The sequence below is a fragment of the Microlunatus sp. GCM10028923 genome (genome assembly GCF_042666975.1).
In the GTDB taxonomy this organism is placed as follows: Bacteria; Actinomycetota; Actinomycetes; order Propionibacteriales; family Propionibacteriaceae; genus Microlunatus.
In genome coordinates this window covers 143440-161052 of record NZ_JBHTFF010000004.1, presented here as the reverse complement: position 1 = coordinate 161052, position 17613 = coordinate 143440, and the positions used below count along the sequence as shown (strand labels likewise).

15 protein-coding genes are annotated in these 17613 nt (G+C 68.9%); 10 read left to right on the top strand and 5 right to left on the bottom strand.

Annotated elements, in window-relative coordinates; genetic code table 11:
- The first annotated feature begins 1 nt into the window (after position 1).
- Positions 2-1060 (top strand): LacI family DNA-binding transcriptional regulator, encoded by a 1059-nt coding sequence (locus ACFQU4_RS10995; protein WP_377491027.1) that lies wholly within the window; start codon positions 2-4, stop codon positions 1058-1060.
- Positions 1061-1936: 876 nt separating this feature from the next.
- On the opposite strand, the gene ACFQU4_RS10990 is transcribed toward ACFQU4_RS10995, so the two are convergent.
- The gene (locus ACFQU4_RS10990; RefSeq protein ID WP_377491024.1) at positions 1937-3394 is read right to left on the bottom strand and encodes a hypothetical protein; all 1458 of its coding nucleotides are present in this window, start codon (positions 3392-3394) and stop codon (positions 1937-1939) included.
- A 303-nt stretch (positions 3395-3697) separates the two neighbouring features.
- Between ACFQU4_RS10990 and ACFQU4_RS10985 the strand changes: the two genes are divergently transcribed.
- Positions 3698-4279, top strand: a complete 582-nt coding sequence (locus ACFQU4_RS10985; RefSeq protein ID WP_377491021.1) for a GNAT family N-acetyltransferase — start codon at positions 3698-3700, stop codon at positions 4277-4279.
- Here ACFQU4_RS10985 and ACFQU4_RS10980 read toward each other — a convergent pair.
- Together ACFQU4_RS10980 and ACFQU4_RS10975 are read right to left on the bottom strand one after the other, a co-directional pair.
- Positions 4252-5298 (bottom strand): alcohol dehydrogenase catalytic domain-containing protein, encoded by a 1047-nt coding sequence (locus ACFQU4_RS10980; RefSeq protein WP_377491017.1) that lies wholly within the window; start codon positions 5296-5298, stop codon positions 4252-4254. The genes ACFQU4_RS10985 and ACFQU4_RS10980 overlap by 28 nt on opposite strands.
- Positions 5299-5410: 112 nt before the next feature.
- Positions 5411-6319 carry a LysR family transcriptional regulator gene (locus ACFQU4_RS10975; RefSeq protein ID WP_377491014.1) on the bottom strand — a complete coding sequence of 303 codons (909 nt, stop codon included), beginning with the start codon at positions 6317-6319 and terminating at the stop codon, positions 5411-5413.
- Between the two features lie 148 nt (positions 6320-6467).
- On the opposite strand from ACFQU4_RS10975, the gene ACFQU4_RS10970 reads away from it, so the two are divergent.
- Genes ACFQU4_RS10970 through ACFQU4_RS10940 form a run of 7 tightly spaced genes read left to right on the top strand, consistent with a single transcriptional unit; the run spans position 6468 to position 14458 of the window.
- Complete coding sequence (locus tag ACFQU4_RS10970; RefSeq protein ID WP_377491011.1) at positions 6468-8054, top strand: ABC transporter substrate-binding protein; 1587 nt, start codon at positions 6468-6470, stop codon at positions 8052-8054.
- A gap of 40 nt (positions 8055-8094) precedes the next feature.
- Entirely contained in the window at positions 8095-9024 is a 930-nt protein-coding gene (locus ACFQU4_RS10965) for an ABC transporter permease (RefSeq protein WP_377491008.1), read from the top strand.
- A complete protein-coding gene (locus ACFQU4_RS10960) occupies positions 9021-9890 on the top strand; it encodes an ABC transporter permease (RefSeq protein ID WP_377491005.1) in 870 nt (289 codons plus the stop codon). The genes ACFQU4_RS10965 and ACFQU4_RS10960 overlap by 4 nt, the downstream gene beginning before the upstream one ends.
- A 13-nt stretch (positions 9891-9903) precedes the next feature.
- The gene (locus ACFQU4_RS10955; protein WP_377491002.1) at positions 9904-10872 is read left to right on the top strand and encodes an ABC transporter ATP-binding protein; all 969 of its coding nucleotides are present in this window, start codon (positions 9904-9906) and stop codon (positions 10870-10872) included.
- Positions 10869-11663 (top strand): ABC transporter ATP-binding protein, encoded by a 795-nt coding sequence (locus tag ACFQU4_RS10950; RefSeq protein ID WP_377490999.1) that lies wholly within the window; start codon positions 10869-10871, stop codon positions 11661-11663. Before ACFQU4_RS10955 ends, ACFQU4_RS10950 begins: the two co-directional genes overlap by 4 nt.
- Positions 11664-11673: 10 nt before the next feature.
- Positions 11674-12999, top strand: coding sequence for a phosphonoacetate hydrolase (gene phnA, locus ACFQU4_RS10945; RefSeq protein ID WP_377490995.1), 1326 nt, complete (start codon positions 11674-11676; stop codon positions 12997-12999).
- Complete coding sequence (locus ACFQU4_RS10940) at positions 12989-14458, top strand: aldehyde dehydrogenase family protein (RefSeq protein WP_377490993.1); 1470 nt, start codon at positions 12989-12991, stop codon at positions 14456-14458. Before phnA ends, ACFQU4_RS10940 begins: the two co-directional genes overlap by 11 nt.
- A gap of 175 nt (positions 14459-14633) precedes the next feature.
- Here ACFQU4_RS10940 and ACFQU4_RS10935 read toward each other — a convergent pair whose 3' ends face one another.
- Positions 14634-15512: an alkaline phosphatase family protein gene (locus tag ACFQU4_RS10935; protein ID WP_377490990.1), complete on the bottom strand. Its 879-nt coding sequence runs from the start codon at positions 15510-15512 to the stop codon at positions 14634-14636.
- 107 nt (positions 15513-15619) lie between these two features.
- On the opposite strand from ACFQU4_RS10935, the gene ACFQU4_RS10930 reads away from it, so the two are divergent.
- Positions 15620-17023, top strand: a complete 1404-nt coding sequence (locus tag ACFQU4_RS10930; protein WP_377490987.1) for an FAD-dependent oxidoreductase — start codon at positions 15620-15622, stop codon at positions 17021-17023.
- Positions 17024-17032: 9 nt separating this feature from the next.
- Here the strand turns inward: ACFQU4_RS10930 and ACFQU4_RS10925 are convergent, their stop codons facing one another.
- Positions 17033-17584, bottom strand: coding sequence for a hypothetical protein (locus tag ACFQU4_RS10925; protein ID WP_377490984.1), 552 nt, complete (start codon positions 17582-17584; stop codon positions 17033-17035).
- Between the last annotated feature and the right edge of the window lie 29 nt (positions 17585-17613).

Here is a 17613-nt window from a genome sequence, read left to right as displayed (position 1 = left end):
GATGGCGGGCGTGCCCTCCGAAGCGCGGCGGCGAACCCTGGCCGACGTGGCCCGAGCGGTCGGGTTGTCGGTCAACACGGTGTCCCGTGCGCTGAACGGGCTGTCCGGCGTCAGCGAACCGACCAGGGCCCGGATCAGGGCGGAGGCCGACCGGATCGGCTACCTGCCCAACGTGCACGCGCGGTCCCTGGTTCTCGGCTCCCGGCGCACGATCGGGCTCGTGATCACCAACGTCTCCAACCCGTTCTACGCCGAGTTGATCAGCGAGATCGAGGCGCACACCTCCGATGCCGGCTACACGCTGATGTTGTTGCTCAGCGACGAGTCGGAGAGTCGTGAACTGGAGGCCGCCGAGACGGCGGTCAAGTCCGGGGTCGACGGCGTGATCGTGGTGCCCGTCCAGGGGCGGCACAATCCGTGGGCGTCGCTGGCGAAGGCCGGGATCCCGGTCGTCGTGGTCAATCGGGAGCTGCCGGACCTCAAGTCCGACTTCGTGAGCACGGACAACGAGGCCGGTGCCTACGCCGCGACCTGTCATGTGATCGACCGCGGCGCGACCAGCGTGGTGTTGATCGAGGAGGACCTTCCGATCTCGACCATCGACAACCGCGTGGCCGGCTTCCGGCGCGCCCTTGCCGATCATGGAATGACGATCGACGATCGCAGCGTGGTGGCGGTGCCGACCCGGCGTAGCGCCCGCGCCGCGCTGCCCTGGCAGGCCGACGACTCGTACCGGGTCGCGGTCGACCTACTGGAGCGCGGCCACCGGCCGGACGCCTTCTTCGTCGGCAACGACTACTTCGCGCTCGGCCTCTACCGGGCCCTGGCCGAACACGGCCTCACGGTGCCGGACGACGTCATGGTCGTCGGCTTCGGCGACTACCCCTTCTCCGCCTTCCTCACCCCGTCACTGTCCACAGTCCGGCTCCCGGCCCGGCAGGTGGCCAGCCTGGCGATCCGCCGGCTGCTGGCCCGGCTGGACGGCGACCCTCCGCCCGAGGAACCCTTGTCCAGCTACGTTCCCCCCGAGCTGGTCGCCCGAGGATCCACCCGACGCTGAGCGGTGGCTAGAGAGTCGTCGATAGGGAGTGGGGGACCGGTCCGCGCCAAGACCATGGATGCGGGTGCAATACGTGAGATGGGCCTGGCTGCGCGACCAAACGCTAGGGACCGCCGACCCACGCGCCGCCAACCTAACCGCTCGGCAGCACTGTTCCCTGAGCTTGTCGAAGGGCAAGGCATGATCCGGCTGGCCCTTCGACAGGCTCAGGGCGCAGGTGCTGGTCAGGCGGCGGACCAGAGGGCGTGGGCGCCCGGTCCGGGACCAAGATCATGGTTGCGGTGCGATGCGTGAGGTGGGCCTGGCTGCGCGACCAATCGCTAGGGACTGGCGGCCTACGCGCCCGCCAACAGATCGCTAGGCAACACCGTTCCCTGAGCACGTCGAAGGGCAAGCCATGATCCGGTTCGTCCCTTCGACAGGCTCAGGGCACGGAGGCTGGTCAGGAAGCGGACCAGGGGTGTGGGTGGCCGGTCCTGGACCAAGATCACGAGTCTCGGCGCGGTTCGCGAGATGGACTTGGCTGCCTGATCAACGCTAGGCACTGGCGGCATGCGCACCCGCCAGCGAAACCGCCCGGCAACACCGGTCCCTGGCTTGTCGAAGGACGAGGTCCGATCCGGCTTGGCCCTTCGACAGGCTCAGGGAACGAGGGTTGGTCAAGCAGCGGACCAAGGGCTGTGGGTGGCCGGTCCGGGACCCAGATCATGGATACGGTGCGATGCGTGAGATGGGCCTGGCTGTGCGACCAAACGCTAGGCGCTGGTGGCTTACGCGCCCAGCAGCAAGCCGCTTGGCAACACGTTGCCTGAGCTTGTCGAATGGCAGGGCACGATCCGGTTTGGCCCTTCGACAGGCTCAGGGCACAGGGGCTGGTCAGGCTGCGGCCCAGAGGGCGTGGGCGACCGGGCCGGCGCCAAGATCGTGGGTGCCGGTGCGGTTGGTGAGGTAGACGTGGCCGTGGGGTGAGCGGAAGATCATTGTGGTCGGGTCCGGTTTTCGGCGTCGCCAGCCACCGTGAGTGACGGCGCGATGTTCCGTCCTCGACAGTGGAATGAGCTTCTCGACTCGGGTCTGGCCGGGTGGACCATTCGACCGGTACGGATCCGCGTGATCAAGATCAAGATTCCGGGTCACCGTCGACCACGGGAACACACTCCCTGGACACCGCAACAGCGCACGATGCCGGTACGGGATCTCGTAGTCGTCCACTGGCGGCGGCGCGTCGTTCAGGTCGATCACCGGACGCACGATCACGCGATCGTGGTGTAGCCAGTCACCGATCACGCTCTTCAGGGTCGGCCCGATCTCAGGCACCCGGCAGACTCCGTCACTTTGACTGAGGTCTTCGGCGGAGATGTGGACGACCACGGTCGAGGTCGGGACCAATAGTTTCGGATCCAACTTCTCGACCAGCCGCTGCACCGCGGCTTCGAAGATCGCCGATTCCACATCCACCGAAGCCGGACGATCCCGCAACGCCGGATGCACCTCGGACTCCTCGACCATCAGCTCGGGTTCATCATCCGGCGTCAGGGCAGCGACCGCCTCGGCCAACTCCTGGTCGAACAGCTCCGGCTGACGACGCTTCGCCCGCAATCGGGTGATCGCCGCGGCATCACCCAGCATCCCGAACGCCTCAGCACGCCGCTCATCCGCAGTGCCCTCACTCAGACAATCGGCAAGTTCCTGCACCTGCGCATACAACCGCTCTGCCGCCAACGGCTCGAGTCGACCGAACACGCCCTTCAGGCCGTTGTCGTCGGTCTGCGACTTCCAAACTCCGACCTGCTTACGCCGCTCCTCATACTCCGCCCGAGCCCGATCACCATCGATCCGCAAGATCGTCGCTTCGACTGTGTCGAAGAGCTTCCCGGGCGGCTGGGTCCCGGCGAACCATGCCACGGACCGGTCGACTTCGGCGGCCTGCTCCAACGACAGGTGATGGGTCATCCGGGCGACCCGGAGCGCCTGCCACTCCTCCACCTCACAGCCCATGACCTTGGCCCACAACTGTGGCAGTCGGTGACGAAGATCAAGAACGTCACCTAGGAACAGCATCCCGGAGCTGGTGCTCTTGCCCAGCTTGGCGAACAGTTCGACCATGGCGAGATCGTTCACCGCCGGTGTCCCCTCACCGCCCGGCCGGACCGCCCGCGCCAACCCCGGCCCGGTCTCCATGATCGACTCCGCCGGATGCGCATCCGCCCAAGCTGCGACCCAAACCAGGAGCTCGTTCGCAACCGCGATCCGGGCACGCTTCAACCCGTCCACGGCCTTAAGGATGTCGTGGCTGCCGTACCCGACAGCCTTCGACTCCAACGATTCGAACATAAAGCCTATTATAGACCAAGGAGCCGACAGATATCCCCACAAAACAAGGAATCTGTGGATAGCCGGGGCCTCGGTCGACAGGGCGAACGTGCTGAATCTTGGCTCGCGCGGCTTCGATCTCGCAAGGCGACGTCGGCGATCACCCGGCCGGACGCGGGCGTCGGGCATGATCGATCAGGGCCCTGGGGATGGGAGGGAGCGCTCGATTCCGAGAGGCCAGCGTCCACCTGAACGGGGGATAGGGTGGCGGGATGCTCTGAGGCGTGATGATCTTGGTCCCTTCCTTCGACCCAGAGGACTGTCATGCCCAGTTTCCAGCTCCGTGACTATCGGGATGCCGACCGTGAGTCCTGGCTGCGGTGTCGCCTGCTCGGATTCTTCGAGACCGACTACTACGACGACATCTGGACCGAGCGACCCGACTACGAACTGCCGGCGATCCGACTCGTCGCGGTCGACGACGCCGCGGTGATCGGGGTTCTTGATCTTGTGGTCGACGGCGAGCTGGCCACGATCGAGACGGTCGTCGTCCATCCCGAGGCCCGGGGACAGGGCATCGCTTCCGCCTTGCTGGCCCAGGCGCTTCAACGGCTTCCGATCCAGACCGGCAGGGTGGACGCCTGGACCCGGGAGGACCTCGCCGCCAACGCCTGGTATCGCCGGACCGGCTTCCGCGAGGACCATCGCTACCTGCACGTCTATCTCGGACCGGGGGAGTCGCGAGCCGGCTTCTCGACTCCGGACGGCCTGGACGGACCGATGCACGCCTTCCTGCACGCCCGGATCGAGGACGAGGAGCGACTCCGGTCCCGGTTCCGGCGGGTGTACGTGTGCCGGCGTTACGTCCTGGACCTGGATCAGGGGCGGACGAGTACCCGGGGGTAGGTTCCGGTACGCATCAGGGCGAACGCGTCGTTGATCTTGGTCAACGGCTGCGGCGGCGAGACGAGGCGACCGAGGTCGAGTCGTTCGCCGTGCTCGGTCAGCCAGTCGACGGCGAGCCGGAACTCGTCCGGGGTGTAGTTGTGGACCCCGCTGAACCGGATCCGGCGGGTCACCAGCAGGGCCGGGTCGAAGGTGACGGTGCCGGAGTCGATGCTCACCGAGCCGGCCCCGATCACCTGGCCGCCGAGGTCGACCGCCTTCAGGGCGTCGGTGAAGGCGGCGGGGCTGCCGGACGCCTCCACCACGATCGGGTACGGGCGCTCGGCGCCGTCATCGGGCACCGCTCCGGTACCGGCCAGCATTGCCAGCCGCTGGGCCGACGGATCGCGGACGACGACGGTACAGCCGAGCCCGGCCAGCATGGCCGCGCAGTAGAGCCCGACTGCCCCGGCGCCGAAGATCAACACCGTCTCGTCGCCGACCGGGGCGGCGGCTGTGACCACGGCCGCCGCGGTCGCCGTGGCGCAGCCGGCCGGGACCATGATCGAATCGTCGACCCGATCGGGGATCCGGAGCACTGGGACGCCGGGGCTGACCCGGATCCGGGTGGCCAGGGTGCCGCTGGCGTACGGCGACTCGGTGACCGACGCGTGGCCGTACTTGAAGAGCGAGCGGCACTTCATGGTCAGGCCGGCCCGGCAGCGGTCACACCGACCGCAGGATCTGATCATGGAAAGGGCGACCCGGTCGCCGACCCGGAGCGGGTCCCCACGCAGGTCGACCGCGCCCGGATCGACCGCGCTGATCCGGCCGACGCCCTCGTGCCCGAGCGCGGTCTGGGGCGGTGTCGACCGATGCCCGAGCACCGTGTGCAGGTCCGATCCGCAGATCGCGGCCGCCGTGAGGTCCACGTCGAATTCGCCGGGCGCCCGGTCCGGGAGCTCGATCCGGCGCAGCCCGATCTCGCCCTGATCGAAGACGGCGACCTGGACGGATCCCGGCGCAGCGGCGTGCGTCATCGGTGGTCCCCTCATTCATGATCAGCATGGCCGGTCGGCCTGCGGATCAGTCTGCCCAGCGGCCCGAACCCGGACAATGCACAATGAGCAATGAGGTGATCACGGAGATTGATCAACTGGAGGGTTTCAGGCCCGGTCCGCCCTCGGCCGCCCAGCTGCGCAGATGCTCGATCAGCGCGCGCGTGGCGGGAGTCACATACCGCTGCGGCGAGTGCACCAGATAGAAGTGGTGCACCGGGTGGGCATCCTGCAGAGCCCGTACCTGCACCGATCCCGCGTCGAGCCAGGCCTTCGCGGTGGTCTCCGGCACCAGTGAGACGCCGAGCCCGGCCGCGACCGCCTCGTTGACCGCCGTGGTGCCACCCAGCTGGGCGACCACCCGGGGATCATGATCTTCGAGCAGCTCCCGCATGATCTCCCAGGTCAGTGATCCCTCCTCGCGGGCGACCTGGGGCAGGGTGGCGAACTGCTCCACCGTGAGCGGGTCCGGCAGCGTCATCGACGACGGGAAGAGGACGACCAGGTCCTCGATGTAGAGCGACTCGCTCTCCAGTTCGCCCCACTCCGGCGGCCGCGGCGTGATCGCCAGCTCGGCCTCGTCCCGGTCCACCCGGCCGAGGACGTCCTCGGTGTTGCTCACCTGCATCATGACCACGATGTCGGGATGCCGGCGTTGGAAGTCGGCGACGATCCCCGGGATCACGTGGTTGCCGGCGCTCGCGGTCGCGGCCAGCCGCACGGTGCCGCGCTGCAGCCCGCGGAACTGCTGGATGACCTGCTCGGCCTCTTCGATGTCGGACAGGATGATGTTGATCCGCTCGTAGAGCGCCAGGCCGGCCTCGGTGAGCGCGATCCCGGGCCGCGACCGGATGAACAGCGGCACCCGGTAGTGCTCCTCCAGCTTCCGGATCTGGTTCGACACGTGCGGCTGCGAGGTGTAGACCTCCTTCGCCGCGACGGAGAAGGACAGATTGCGGGCGACGGCGCGGAAGATCTCCAGCTGCTGCAACGTCACGGCCATGGGCCGACCCTACTCGACGCGATCCGTTATCCCCTCATCACCAAAGCCGCATTGACCGTTCCGGCCGGCCCCTCGAATACTCATGATCAACGCCGCGGGACTCGGGTGGCCGCCCGGGAATGATCACCATCGCCGATAGGAATTGATCATGAGTGAGTTTCCGCTGAGCCGTCGAACCCTGCTCGGAATCGGAGTGTCGGCCGGAGCGGCGGCGACGCTCGCCTCGACCGGGTGCACCGGTGGATCGGCGACCGGGATGGCGGCGCGGACCGAGCTGCGGATCGGGGTCCAGTCGCTGCCGAGCACGCTGGACGCGAACGGTTCGGTGTCCAACTCCGGCATCCAGGCCTACCACAACATCTACGACACGCTGATCGCCCGGGACACCAAGGCGGACAAGCCGGCCTTCAAGCCTGGGCTGGCCAAGACCTGGAAGCAGGTCGAGGAGCTGACCTGGGAGTTCGAGCTGCGCGACGACGTGAAGTTCCACGACGGCAGCCCGTTCACCGCGGCCGACGTCGTCTACTCGATGAACCGGGTGATCACCAAGGAGGACCCGAGCTACGCCACCGCCTACGCCTACCTGCTGTCCAATGTCACGGAGTTCAAGGCCGTCGACGACGTCACGGTACGGGCGACGACGAAGCATCCCGAGCCGCTGATGGAGCATCTGCTCTCGGATCCGAACGCCGGCATCTCGGCGAAGGCGTACACGACCGAGGCGGGACTGGACGCGGCGTCCAACAAGCCGGTCGCCACCGGGCCGTACAAGGTCACGGAATACACCCCGGACGTCTCGTTGATCTTGGAAGCAGTGCCCGGTCACTGGTCCGGCGAGCCGCCGTACACCAAGATCACCTACCTCTCCATCCCGGAGATCGCGTCCCGGATCACGGCCCTGAAGAACGACGAGGTCGACTTCATCACCAACATCCCGCCGGACCAGGAGACGCTGCTGACCGGTGATCAACGGGTCAAGGTGGTCGGCGGGGTCCTCGAGCTCTACCACATCTACCGGCTGAACATGTCCAACCCGGCGCTGGCCAAGCCGGAACTCCGCGCCGCCCTGGACTACGCGATCGACCGGGAGGCGATCGTCTCGTCGATCTGGGACGGCAAGGCCGAGGCGGCGACCTCGTACCAGTTCACCAGCTATCCGGACACGCTGAAGTTCCCGGACCGCCAAGACATCGCCTTCGACCAGGCCAAGGCCAAGCAGTTGGTCGCCTCGTCCGGGTACGCCGGCGAGGTGATCGAGATCTACAACACCACGAACTACTACACCTACGCCGATCTCGTCGCGCAGGCCGTGGTGGACATGTGGGCCGACGTCGGCGTCACCGCGAAGCTGGTGCAGGTCGACGACATCCCGGACGAGGACCCCGGCCTGGAGATCAGGACTTGGTCCAACCCGCTCTACTACCCGGACCCGATGGGCATGATCGAACGGCACTGGGCTCCCGCGGGCGAGGCGGCCAACGTGAAGCACTTCGTCGCCACCGAGGCGTACACGGACGCGTTCAACCGAATGCGGTACGGCCAGGACGAGGCCGAACGCAAGGAGGCGCTGGAGGAGTTGTTCGACTTCTACCGAGCCCAGACCCCGTTCGTCTACCTGTTCAAGCCGTACGAGTCGCTCGGCATGCGGTCCAACATCGACTACACCCAGTCGCCCAACCTGCGTCCGTACTGCCTGTCGTTCCGGGCCGGCGACATCGCCGAGCGCTCGACGTGAGCAGTGTGCGTCCGGCAGGGTTCTGGCGGGATTCCCTTCCGTGCTGAGGTTTCTCGGCTCCCGGGCCCTGGTCAGCGGCGGCACCGCGCTGCTGGTGCTGATCTTCGTCTTCATCGCGGCGCGGGTCACCGGAAACCCGTTCGACCTGATGTACCCGGACGGCCTGGAACCGGGGCAGTTGGCTCAGTACAACGCCAAGTACGGCCTGGACCGCAGCTACCCCGAGCAGTTCCTGCTCTACCTGCGCAACGCGGTCACCGGCGACTTCGGCATCGGCCTGGTGGAGCGCCGGCCGGTCCCGGAGATCTTCTTCCCGAGACTGGCCGAGACCCTCAAGCTGGGCGTCTTCTCGCTGATCTTCAGCGTTGTGGTCGGCGTCGGGGTCGGCATGCTGCTCGCGCTGTACCCGCGGCAGCCGCTGATCCGGGCCCTCGGTCACCTGATGTCGCTGCTGTATGCGGTGCCCGGGTTCGTGCTGTCGCTGGTGATGATCTTGACCTTCGGGTTCGTCCTGCATGCGTTGCCGACCCAGGGGGCTTCGACGCCGGCGCACTACCTGATGCCGGTCGTCTGCCTGTCGGTCGGCTCGATCGTCTCGCTCTCCCGGTACGTCGACAACAGCATGCGGGAGACGCTGCACAAGGACTTCGTGGTCACCGCGATCAGTAAGGGCACCGGCCGCCGCTCGGTGGTCTGGCGGCACGTGTTCCCCAACACCGGCGTCCCGGTGATCACCCAGATCGGCATGATCGTCGTCGACATCCTGTCCGGCACGATGGTGATCGAGACGATCTTCTCCTGGCCCGGGATGGGCAACCTGCTGGTGACCTCGGTGATCAACCGGGACTTCCCGGTGATCCAGTTCTCCGTGGTCACCGTGTCGATCATCGTCATCGTCCTCAACTACCTGCTGGACGTCGCGTACCTGCTGCTCGATCCGCGGATCGGCCGGACCCGAGGAGTGGCATGACCCTTCGACAGGCTCAGGGCGCGGTGGTGCGACAGGTGGGCTCGATGACCGCCTGGACGAAGGTGTGCGCGACGCTGTTGATCATCGTCGTGCTGGCCGCGCTGCTGGCCGGCGTCGTGTCGCCGTTCGACCCGGATCGCACGGAGCTGGCCAGCCGGAACGCGCTGCCGATCTTCCTGGATCCGACCTCGGCCAACCTGCTCGGCGCCGACGGGATCGGGCGGGACACGCTGAGCCGGACCCTGCACGGCACCCGGACCAGCCTGCTGATCGCCGCGGTCGGCCTGATCGTCGGCAGCCTGGTCGGCCTCACCCTCGGGCTGACGGCCGGCTTCTTCGGCGGCGCCTGGGACCGGCTGGTGATGCTCGCGGTGAACTTCCAGCAGTCGGTGCCGCTGACCCTCCTGATCCTGGTCGGGCTGGTCATGTTCGGCCGCGGCATCGGCGTGCTGATGATCTTCATCGGGCTGGCCCGGTGGGAGACCTACGCCCGGGTGATCAGAGGCCTGGTGCTGAGCGCCCGGGAGCAGCCATTCGTCGACGCCGCCCGTTCCTACGGCGCACCGCCGGTCCGGATCATCCTGCGGCATGTGCTGCCCAACACGGTCTCGTACTACATCGTCATGATGGTGCTCAGTTTCCCGCCGGTGATGTTGCTCGAATCGGCGTTGTCGTTCATCGGGATCGGTGTCCAGCCGCCGACCGCGACGCTCGGCCAGATGATCGGCGAGGGCCGTACCTACCTGGCGACCAACCCGTGGTCCTCGATGGTGCCGAGTGCGGTACTGGTGCTGATGGCCTACTGCGTGCACGTGATCGGGGAGTGGCTCCGCTCCCGCGTCCAGGTCAGATTCGCGGACCGGTAGGAGTTGAGCTGCGATGACGTTGTCCCTGTCCGACCTGACGATCACCGTCCGTACCGACGGCGTCGACCGGGTGCTGGTGGCCGACCTGTCGCTGGAGGTCGAGGAGTCCCGGACCACCGCCGTCGTCGGCGAGTCCGGCAGCGGGAAGTCGATCACCGCGCTCAGCGTGCTCGGCCTGCTGACGTCCTGGTACGCGGCGTCGGCGTTCTCGGTCACCGGCCTGCTGCGGATCGACGGCGAACCGGAGCACACCCTCGACCTGGCCACCGCACAGGACGCGGACTTCGACGCGATCCGCGGCAGCGCGGTGTCGATGATCTTCCAGGACCCGTGGACCGCGCTCAACCCGATCCGCACGGTCGGTCGGCAGCTCGTCGAATCGGTCCGGGCGCACAGTCCGGTCACCGCCGCCGAGGGCCGTACCAGGGCCATCGACCTGTTGGAACGGGTCGGCATCCCGCACCCCGCCGAGCGGTACGACAGCTACCCGCACCAGCTCTCCGGCGGCCAGCTGCAGCGGATCATGATCGCGATGGCGCTGGCCGGCCGGCCCCGGTTCCTGATCGCCGACGAGCCGACCACGGCGCTCGACGTGACCGTGCAGCGCGGCATCCTGCGACTGCTGGACGAGCTGCGTGCCGATGGGCTCGGCATCCTGTTGATCACCCACGATCTCAGCGTGGTGGCCAGCCACTCCGACCGGATCGCGGTGATGTACGACGGGGCGATCGTCGAGTCGGGCCGGTCCCGCTCCGTGATCGCCGACCCGCGCCACCCGTACACGCAGCTGTTGATCAGCTCTGTGCCGACGCTCGACGTCGCGCCGGGCAGCCGGCTGGTCACCAAGGCCGATGTCCTGGCCGGCCGCTCGATCGATCCCCGGATCGGCCGGTTCGACCCGGACCAGCGGACCGACGTCGAGCTGGTCCGGCTCGCCGATGATCATGTCGTGTCCCGGCGCTTCGTCGGAGGCCTGCGATGAGCACGCCGCTGCTGGAGATCACGGACCTGACCGTCTCGTACCAGGTCGGCTCGAATCTGCTGCACCGCGGCGGATCCCGGCACCGCGACGTGGTCAAGGACGTCTCGCTGACGGTGGGCCGGAACCAGATCTTCGGCCTGGTGGGGGAGTCCGGTTCGGGGAAGACGACGGTCGCCCGGACCGTGCTCGGGCTGACCGCCGCGCGCCGCGGCTCGGTGATCTTCGACGGCGAGGAACTCCTCGGCCGGAAGGGACTGTGCGCCAACCAGCCAAGGATCCAGATGGTCTTCCAGGACCCCAACAACTCGCTCGACCCGTCGATGACGGTGCGGCAGATCCTGGCCGAGCCGATGATCATCTCCCGGGTCGTCGCGCGGTCGGCGATCGAGGAGTTCAGCGCCGAACTGCTGGCCACGATGGACCTGCCGCCGGACGCCCTGGACCGGCGGCCGTACCAACTGTCCGGCGGGCAGCGGCAACGGGTCGGACTGGCTCGGGCGCTGGCGACCAAGCCCGACCTGATCGTCGCCGACGAGTGCACCTCGGCGCTGGACGTCACCGTCCAGGCCCACGTGCTCAACCTGATGATGGGCCTGCGGGAGAGCGCCGGCGTCTCGTTCCTGTTCATCTCGCACAACCTCGGGGTGATCCGGCACGTGGCCGATCAGGTCGCGGTGATGCGGGACGGATCGATCGTCGAGGCCGCGCCGGCGGGCCAACTCTTCTCGGCTCCGCAGCACGAGTACACGCGGGAGTTGCTCGATTCGGTGCCCAGTTTTGATCATGAGTAAGGAGAACGAGATGACACGGCAGCCCTTCACCGTCAACGGCCGGGAGTACCGGCCACCGGCCGAGCCGGTGGTGGTGATCTGTGTGGACGGCAGTGAGCCGGCGTACCACGAACAGGCACTCGCGGCGGGCCGGATGCCGTGGCTGGCCAAGGCCGGCCAGGACGGGCTCAGCAACTGGCCCGCCCACTGCGCGATGCCGGCCCTGACCAACCCCAACAACGTCTCCATCGCCACCGGCCGGCCGCCTCGTGATCATGGAATCAGCGGCAACTACATCCTGGACCCGGACAGCGGGCAGGAGGTGCTGATGAACGACAAGGCGTTCCTCCGGATCCCGACGATCTTCGCCGCGGCCGTCGCCGCCGGGTACGACGCCGCGGTGATCACTGCCAAGGACAAGCTGCGCCGGCTGCTCGGCGCCGGGCTGGTCGAGTCCGGTCCCGCCCTGGACGGGTCCGGCGGCGAGCACGTACCGGAGTGGCGCGGGATCTGCTTCTCGGCGGAGAAGGCCGACCGGGCCACCGTTGCGGACAACGGAATCGGCGACGTGCTGGACTACGTCGGCCGGCCGCTGCCGGAGGTGTATTCGGCGGACCTCAGCGAGTTCGTGCTGGCCGCCGGGGTACGACTGCTGGCCGACCGCCGGCCGGACCTGCTCTACCTGTCGCTGACCGACTACATCCAGCACAAGCACGCGCCGGGGACCGAAGTGGCGAACGACTTCTACGCCATGATCGACAACTACGCCGGGCAGTTGGACGCGCTCGGCGCGGTGGTCGTGATCACCGCCGACCACGGGATGAGCGCCAAGAGCGACGCGGCCGGGGCGCCGCGGGTGATCTACGTCGAGGAGGAGGCGAACCGGGTCCTGGACGGAGCCGCATCGCGGGTGATCCTGCCGATCACGGACCCGTACACGGTGCATCACGGGGCGCTCGGCTCGTTCGCCAGCGTGTATCTGCCCGACGGCGCCGACCCGGCGGTCGTCGGCAGTGCGCTGGCCCGGATCGAGGGCGTCCAGGCGGTGCACACCCGGGCCGACGCCGCCGACCGCTACGCCCTGCCGCCGGACCGGATCGGCGATCTCGTCGTGCTGGCCGAGAAGGGGTACGCGCTCGGCCGCTACCCGGCCTGGCACGACCTCGGGCAACTGGACGCGCCGCTGCGCTCCCACGGCGCGCTCGGCGAACTCAACATCCCGTTCCTGATCAACCGGGAACTGCCCCGGCCGGCCGACCTCGAGCAGGACATCGCCGAACCCGCCTGCGTGCACAACTACGACGCGTTCTGGGTGGCCACGACCGGGCTCACCGCCGGAGCCGATCATGCCGGCTGAACCCGTACCGGAACGGTTGCGGCGGAACCACATCGGCGGCGCCTGGACCTCGACGGCCCGGACCAGGGCCGACGTCAACCCGGCCGATCTCGATGATCAACTCGGCGACTTCGCCGAGTCGTCGGCGGCCGACGCGACCGCGGCCGTCGACGCGGCCTGGGCCGTCCGCGAGTCGTGGGAGGCGGCCGGGCCGATCGAGCGGGCCGCCGTGGTCCGGCGCGCCGCACGGCTGATCGAAGCCGAGGCCGACCGGTTCGCCGCCGCGATCACCCGGGAGCAGGGCAAGCGGCTCGGCGAGGCGCGCGGCGAGGTCGACCGGGCGTTGGCGATCATGGAGTTCATCGCGGGCGAGGGCCGGCGGCTGAACGGGATCACCACCCCGGCCGAGGAACCCCGCACCCTGGCCATGACGTTCCGCCGGCCGATCGGCGTGGTCGGCCTGATCACGCCGTGGAACTTCCCGCTGGCCATCCCGGTCTGGAAGGTGGCGCCGGCGCTGGTCGCGGGCTGCACCGCCGTTCTGAAGCCGTCCCCGCTGACGCCGCTGACGGCAGCGTTGCTGGTCGACGCCTTCCAGCGGGCCGGGGTGCCGGACGGCGTGCTCAACCTGGTCCAGGGTGATCGCGATCCCGGCGCCGCGCTGGTCGATGATCATCGGGTGGCCGGCATCTCGTTCACCGGGTCGCTGCCGGTGGGCCAGGCGATCAACGTGGCCGGCGCCGGCCGGCTGCTGCGCACCCAGCTCGAGCTCGGCGGCAAGAACGCGGTGATCGTGCTGGCCGACGCCGACCTGGCGGCGGCCGCGGCGGCGATCGTCCACGGCGCGTTCGGGCAGAGCGGCCAGCGCTGCAGCGCGACCAGCCGGGTGATCGTCGACCGCCGGGTCAAGGACGAGCTGGTGGGTCGGGTGATGGCGCGGGCGGCGTCGATGCGGGTCGGCCCGGGCGACGTGGACGGGTCGGACCTGGGCCCGGTGATCAACGACGTCCGGCGGGACGCCTGCCTGGACGCGATCCAGCGAGCGATCGCCGCCGGCGCCACGGTACGGGGCGGCGGCGGACCGGCCCGGGTCGAGCGGGACGGACGCGAGCTCGACGGCTACTACGTCCAGCCGACGGTGCTCAGCGAAGTCCCCTGGGACAGCGAGCTGGCCCAGGAGGAGATCTTCGGCCCGGTGCTCGCGGTGATCGACTGCGACGGCTTCGACGACGCGGTACGGATCTCGAACTCGGTCCGCTACGGCATGTCGGCGACGATCTTCACCGCCGACCAGGGCTCGATGTTCCAGGCGCTGAACGTGCTCGACGCCGGCATGCTGCACGTCAACCGGCCCGGCGTCGGCGCGTACGCCCACCTGCCGCACATGGGGGCGAAGGCGTCCCAACTCGGCGCACCGGAGTGTTCCCCGGACACCTGGGCCTTCTACACCGACCTCAGATCGGCCTGCATCAGATACTGATGATCATGGCCGGGAACGGCTGGCCGCCCGGCCGCGGGAAGAGTGCGGTCAGAGCGACCAGCCTGCTTCGTGGCCGGTCCAGGGGATCGGCCCCCGAAGTGGGGACCGGGGGTGTCCCTGGCCCCAGTGTGACTCGGATGTGGCGGTAACGGGTCACCGACCCGTCACGATTGGATCACGCGGTCGGGACGGCGAGTTCGGTACGCGAGCCGAACGGAAGCCCGACGAACGGCTCCGGCTGGCCGGTCAGCCCGAGCACGTGGTGCACGTGGCCGGCGACGTCCGCCTGTTCCAAGATCAACGGCTGCCCGCCGGCCGGCACGCCACTGCCGCAGGCCGCGATCCAGGCGGTCCGTTCCTCCGGGGTGTCGCCGCCGTGCCCGCCCTCGTCGACGTGACCGTGATCGGTGGCGACGATGATCAACCAGTCCTCGGCGGCCCGGTCCGGCCGCTCGTCGACGGCGCGGAGCAGCGCGTCGAGTCGCCGGTCGGAGGCCTCGATGAACTCCCGGTAGGCGGCGCCGACGCCCTCCCGGTGCCCGGCGGTGTCCACGCCGTGCTGGTAGACGAAGGTGACCGAGCCGGGTTCCGAGGCGAGCCCGGCCAGGTGGGCCACGGCGCGGTCGGCGACCTGTTGATCACCGTCGTGCCAGTCGGCCGCGGTGTCGTCCTTGCCCCGGTTCCGGTCCGGCACGAAGCCGCCGGCGGCGAAGATCGGGCCGCCGCTGTGGCTGCTCACCAGCGGCTCCCAGTCCGCGGCCGCGAACGTCTGCAGGCCCGGGTACGCCCGAGCGGCGAGGGTGCTGAAGTCCGGGTACCGACCAAGATCATGATCGGTCAGGTCGTTGTCGAAGATCCGGTGCGTCGGCGGCAGCACGCCCGACACCATGGTGGACCAGCTGGGCCCGGAGATCGTCGGTCCGGACGGGTTGACCTGCAACGACTGCAGGAAACCGGCGGCGGCGACCTTGTCCAGCGCCGGCGTCTCCTGCTCGGTCAGAGTGTCGAACCGGACCCCGTCGATACCGACGAAGAGGACGTGCGGTCTGCTCATCGAAACGCCTTCCAGCGATGGAAATCGTCCATGATCGTAGCAACGCGAACCGGGCCGGTGATCGAAAAGTCCGATTCGCGGTCGTGATGTGCGGATAACCTGAGCCGATGAGACCGTACGTCGTCGCGATCATCGGGTCCGGACCGTCGGGGATCTACGCCGCCGAGGCCCTCTGCCAGCAGACCGACGTGCCGGTCGCGGTTGCGGTGCTGGACCGGTTGCCGGTCCCGTTCGGCCTGGTCCGGTACGGCGTCGCTCCCGACCATCCGTCGATCCGGTCGATCCGCAACATCCTCGAGCGCACGCTGAGCCGGCCGGAGGTGCGGTTCTACGGCGACGTCTCGGTCGGCCGCGACCTCACCGTCGAGGAACTCCGCGGCACCGTGGACGCGGTGATCTACGCGTACGGCGCTGCCAGCGACCGCCGGCTCGGCATCCCCGGCGAGGAACTGGACGGCAGCATCGCGGCCGCGGAACTGGTCGCCTGGTACTGCGGGCACCCGGACGTCCATCCCGATCTCGACGGTGCGGCCGCCGACGAACCTGATCAACCGGTGCCGGCCATCGACGCCGCGGCCGCCACCCGGCTGGTTGGCAGCACCCGGTCCGCGGTCGTCGTCGGCGTCGGCAACGTCGCCCTGGACGTGGTGCGGATCCTGATCCGGCCGACCGAGGACCTGGCCCGGACCGACATGGCCGAGGAAGTGCTGAAGGCGCTGGACGGCCGGGCGGTGACCGACGTACACGTGCTCGGCCGGCGCGGCCCGGCGCACACCTCCTTCACCACCAAGGAACTCCGCGAGCTCGGCGACCTGGACGGCGTGGACATCGTGATCGACCCGTTCGATCATGATCTTGATCCGGCCGCGGTCGGCAAGGTGGCGCTGCGCAACCTCGGCGTGCTGTCCGACTGGGCCGAGCGGGGGAGCCGCGGCGCCGACCGGCGGATCCACTTCCACTTCTGGACCCGGCCCACCACCTTGGTCGGCGACGGCCGGGTCCACTCGGTGATCACGGAACGGACCATGATCGACTCCACCGGCACGCTGGTCGCCGACGGGCCCGGGCCGGAGCTGCCGGCGGACCTGGTGGTCCGCTCGGTCGGTTACCGCGGCACCGCCCTGCCCGGCGTCCCGTACGACGAAGGGAAAGCTCGGGTGCCGCACGCGGAGGGTCGGGTGATCCGGGACGGGTCGTTCGCCACCGGCGAGTACGTGACGGGCTGGATCAAGCGCGGCCCGACCGGCGTGATCGGCACCAACAAGTCCGACGCGGTGGAGACCGTCACCTCGCTGCTCACCGACATCGCCGACGGCGAACTGACCGCTCGCCACAACCCGGACGAGCTCGGCCGGCTGCTGGCCGGCCGCGGGATCGACCCGCTCGGCATGGGCGACTGGCGCCGGATCGATGCCGCCGAGATCGCCCGCGGGCAGAGCCAGGGCCGCGACCGGGCCACCCTCGCGCACCGCTCCGACCTGTTCGCCGCCGCCGAGCACGAGGACCGCTAGCTCGCGCAGTCAGGCGAAGGCCAGCCAGATCACCAGGCCGGCCAGCACGGTGTCGAGCACCATGCAGAACTCGGCCATCGACCGGACCACCACCCGATCCTTGCGGTGGTGGTAGACGTCCCAGCCGGCGTGCGCGAGCAGGCCTGCCGCCACCAGGATCGCGGACAGGGCCGGGTTCTGCCGGGCAGCGATCACGGCCAGCCCGGCCAGGATCACCATCGCGACCAGCTGCAGCGGCAGTCCGTGCAGGGGCTTGCCGCGGCCGCGGGCGAAGCCGTACCCGATCATCAGGACGGCGATCGCGATCATGATCAGCGACGGGTCGAAGCCCGGGACCAGGAAGCCGACGGTGATCAGCACGAAGCTGACTCCGAAGATCGGCCAGGCCGACCAGCGCAGGCCGAGTGCGGCCGCGCCGAGATAGACGAGCGCCGAGGCGGTGACCACGGCCGCCGCGTCGGCGACGCCGAAGATCCGCAGGCTGACGGCGGTCAGCACGGCGACCGCGAGGCCGGCGAAGGCGGGCCAGCGGTCGCGCAGGGTGGTGACGACGGTGCTCACCGGATCTTTATACCCTAGGGGGGTACCGT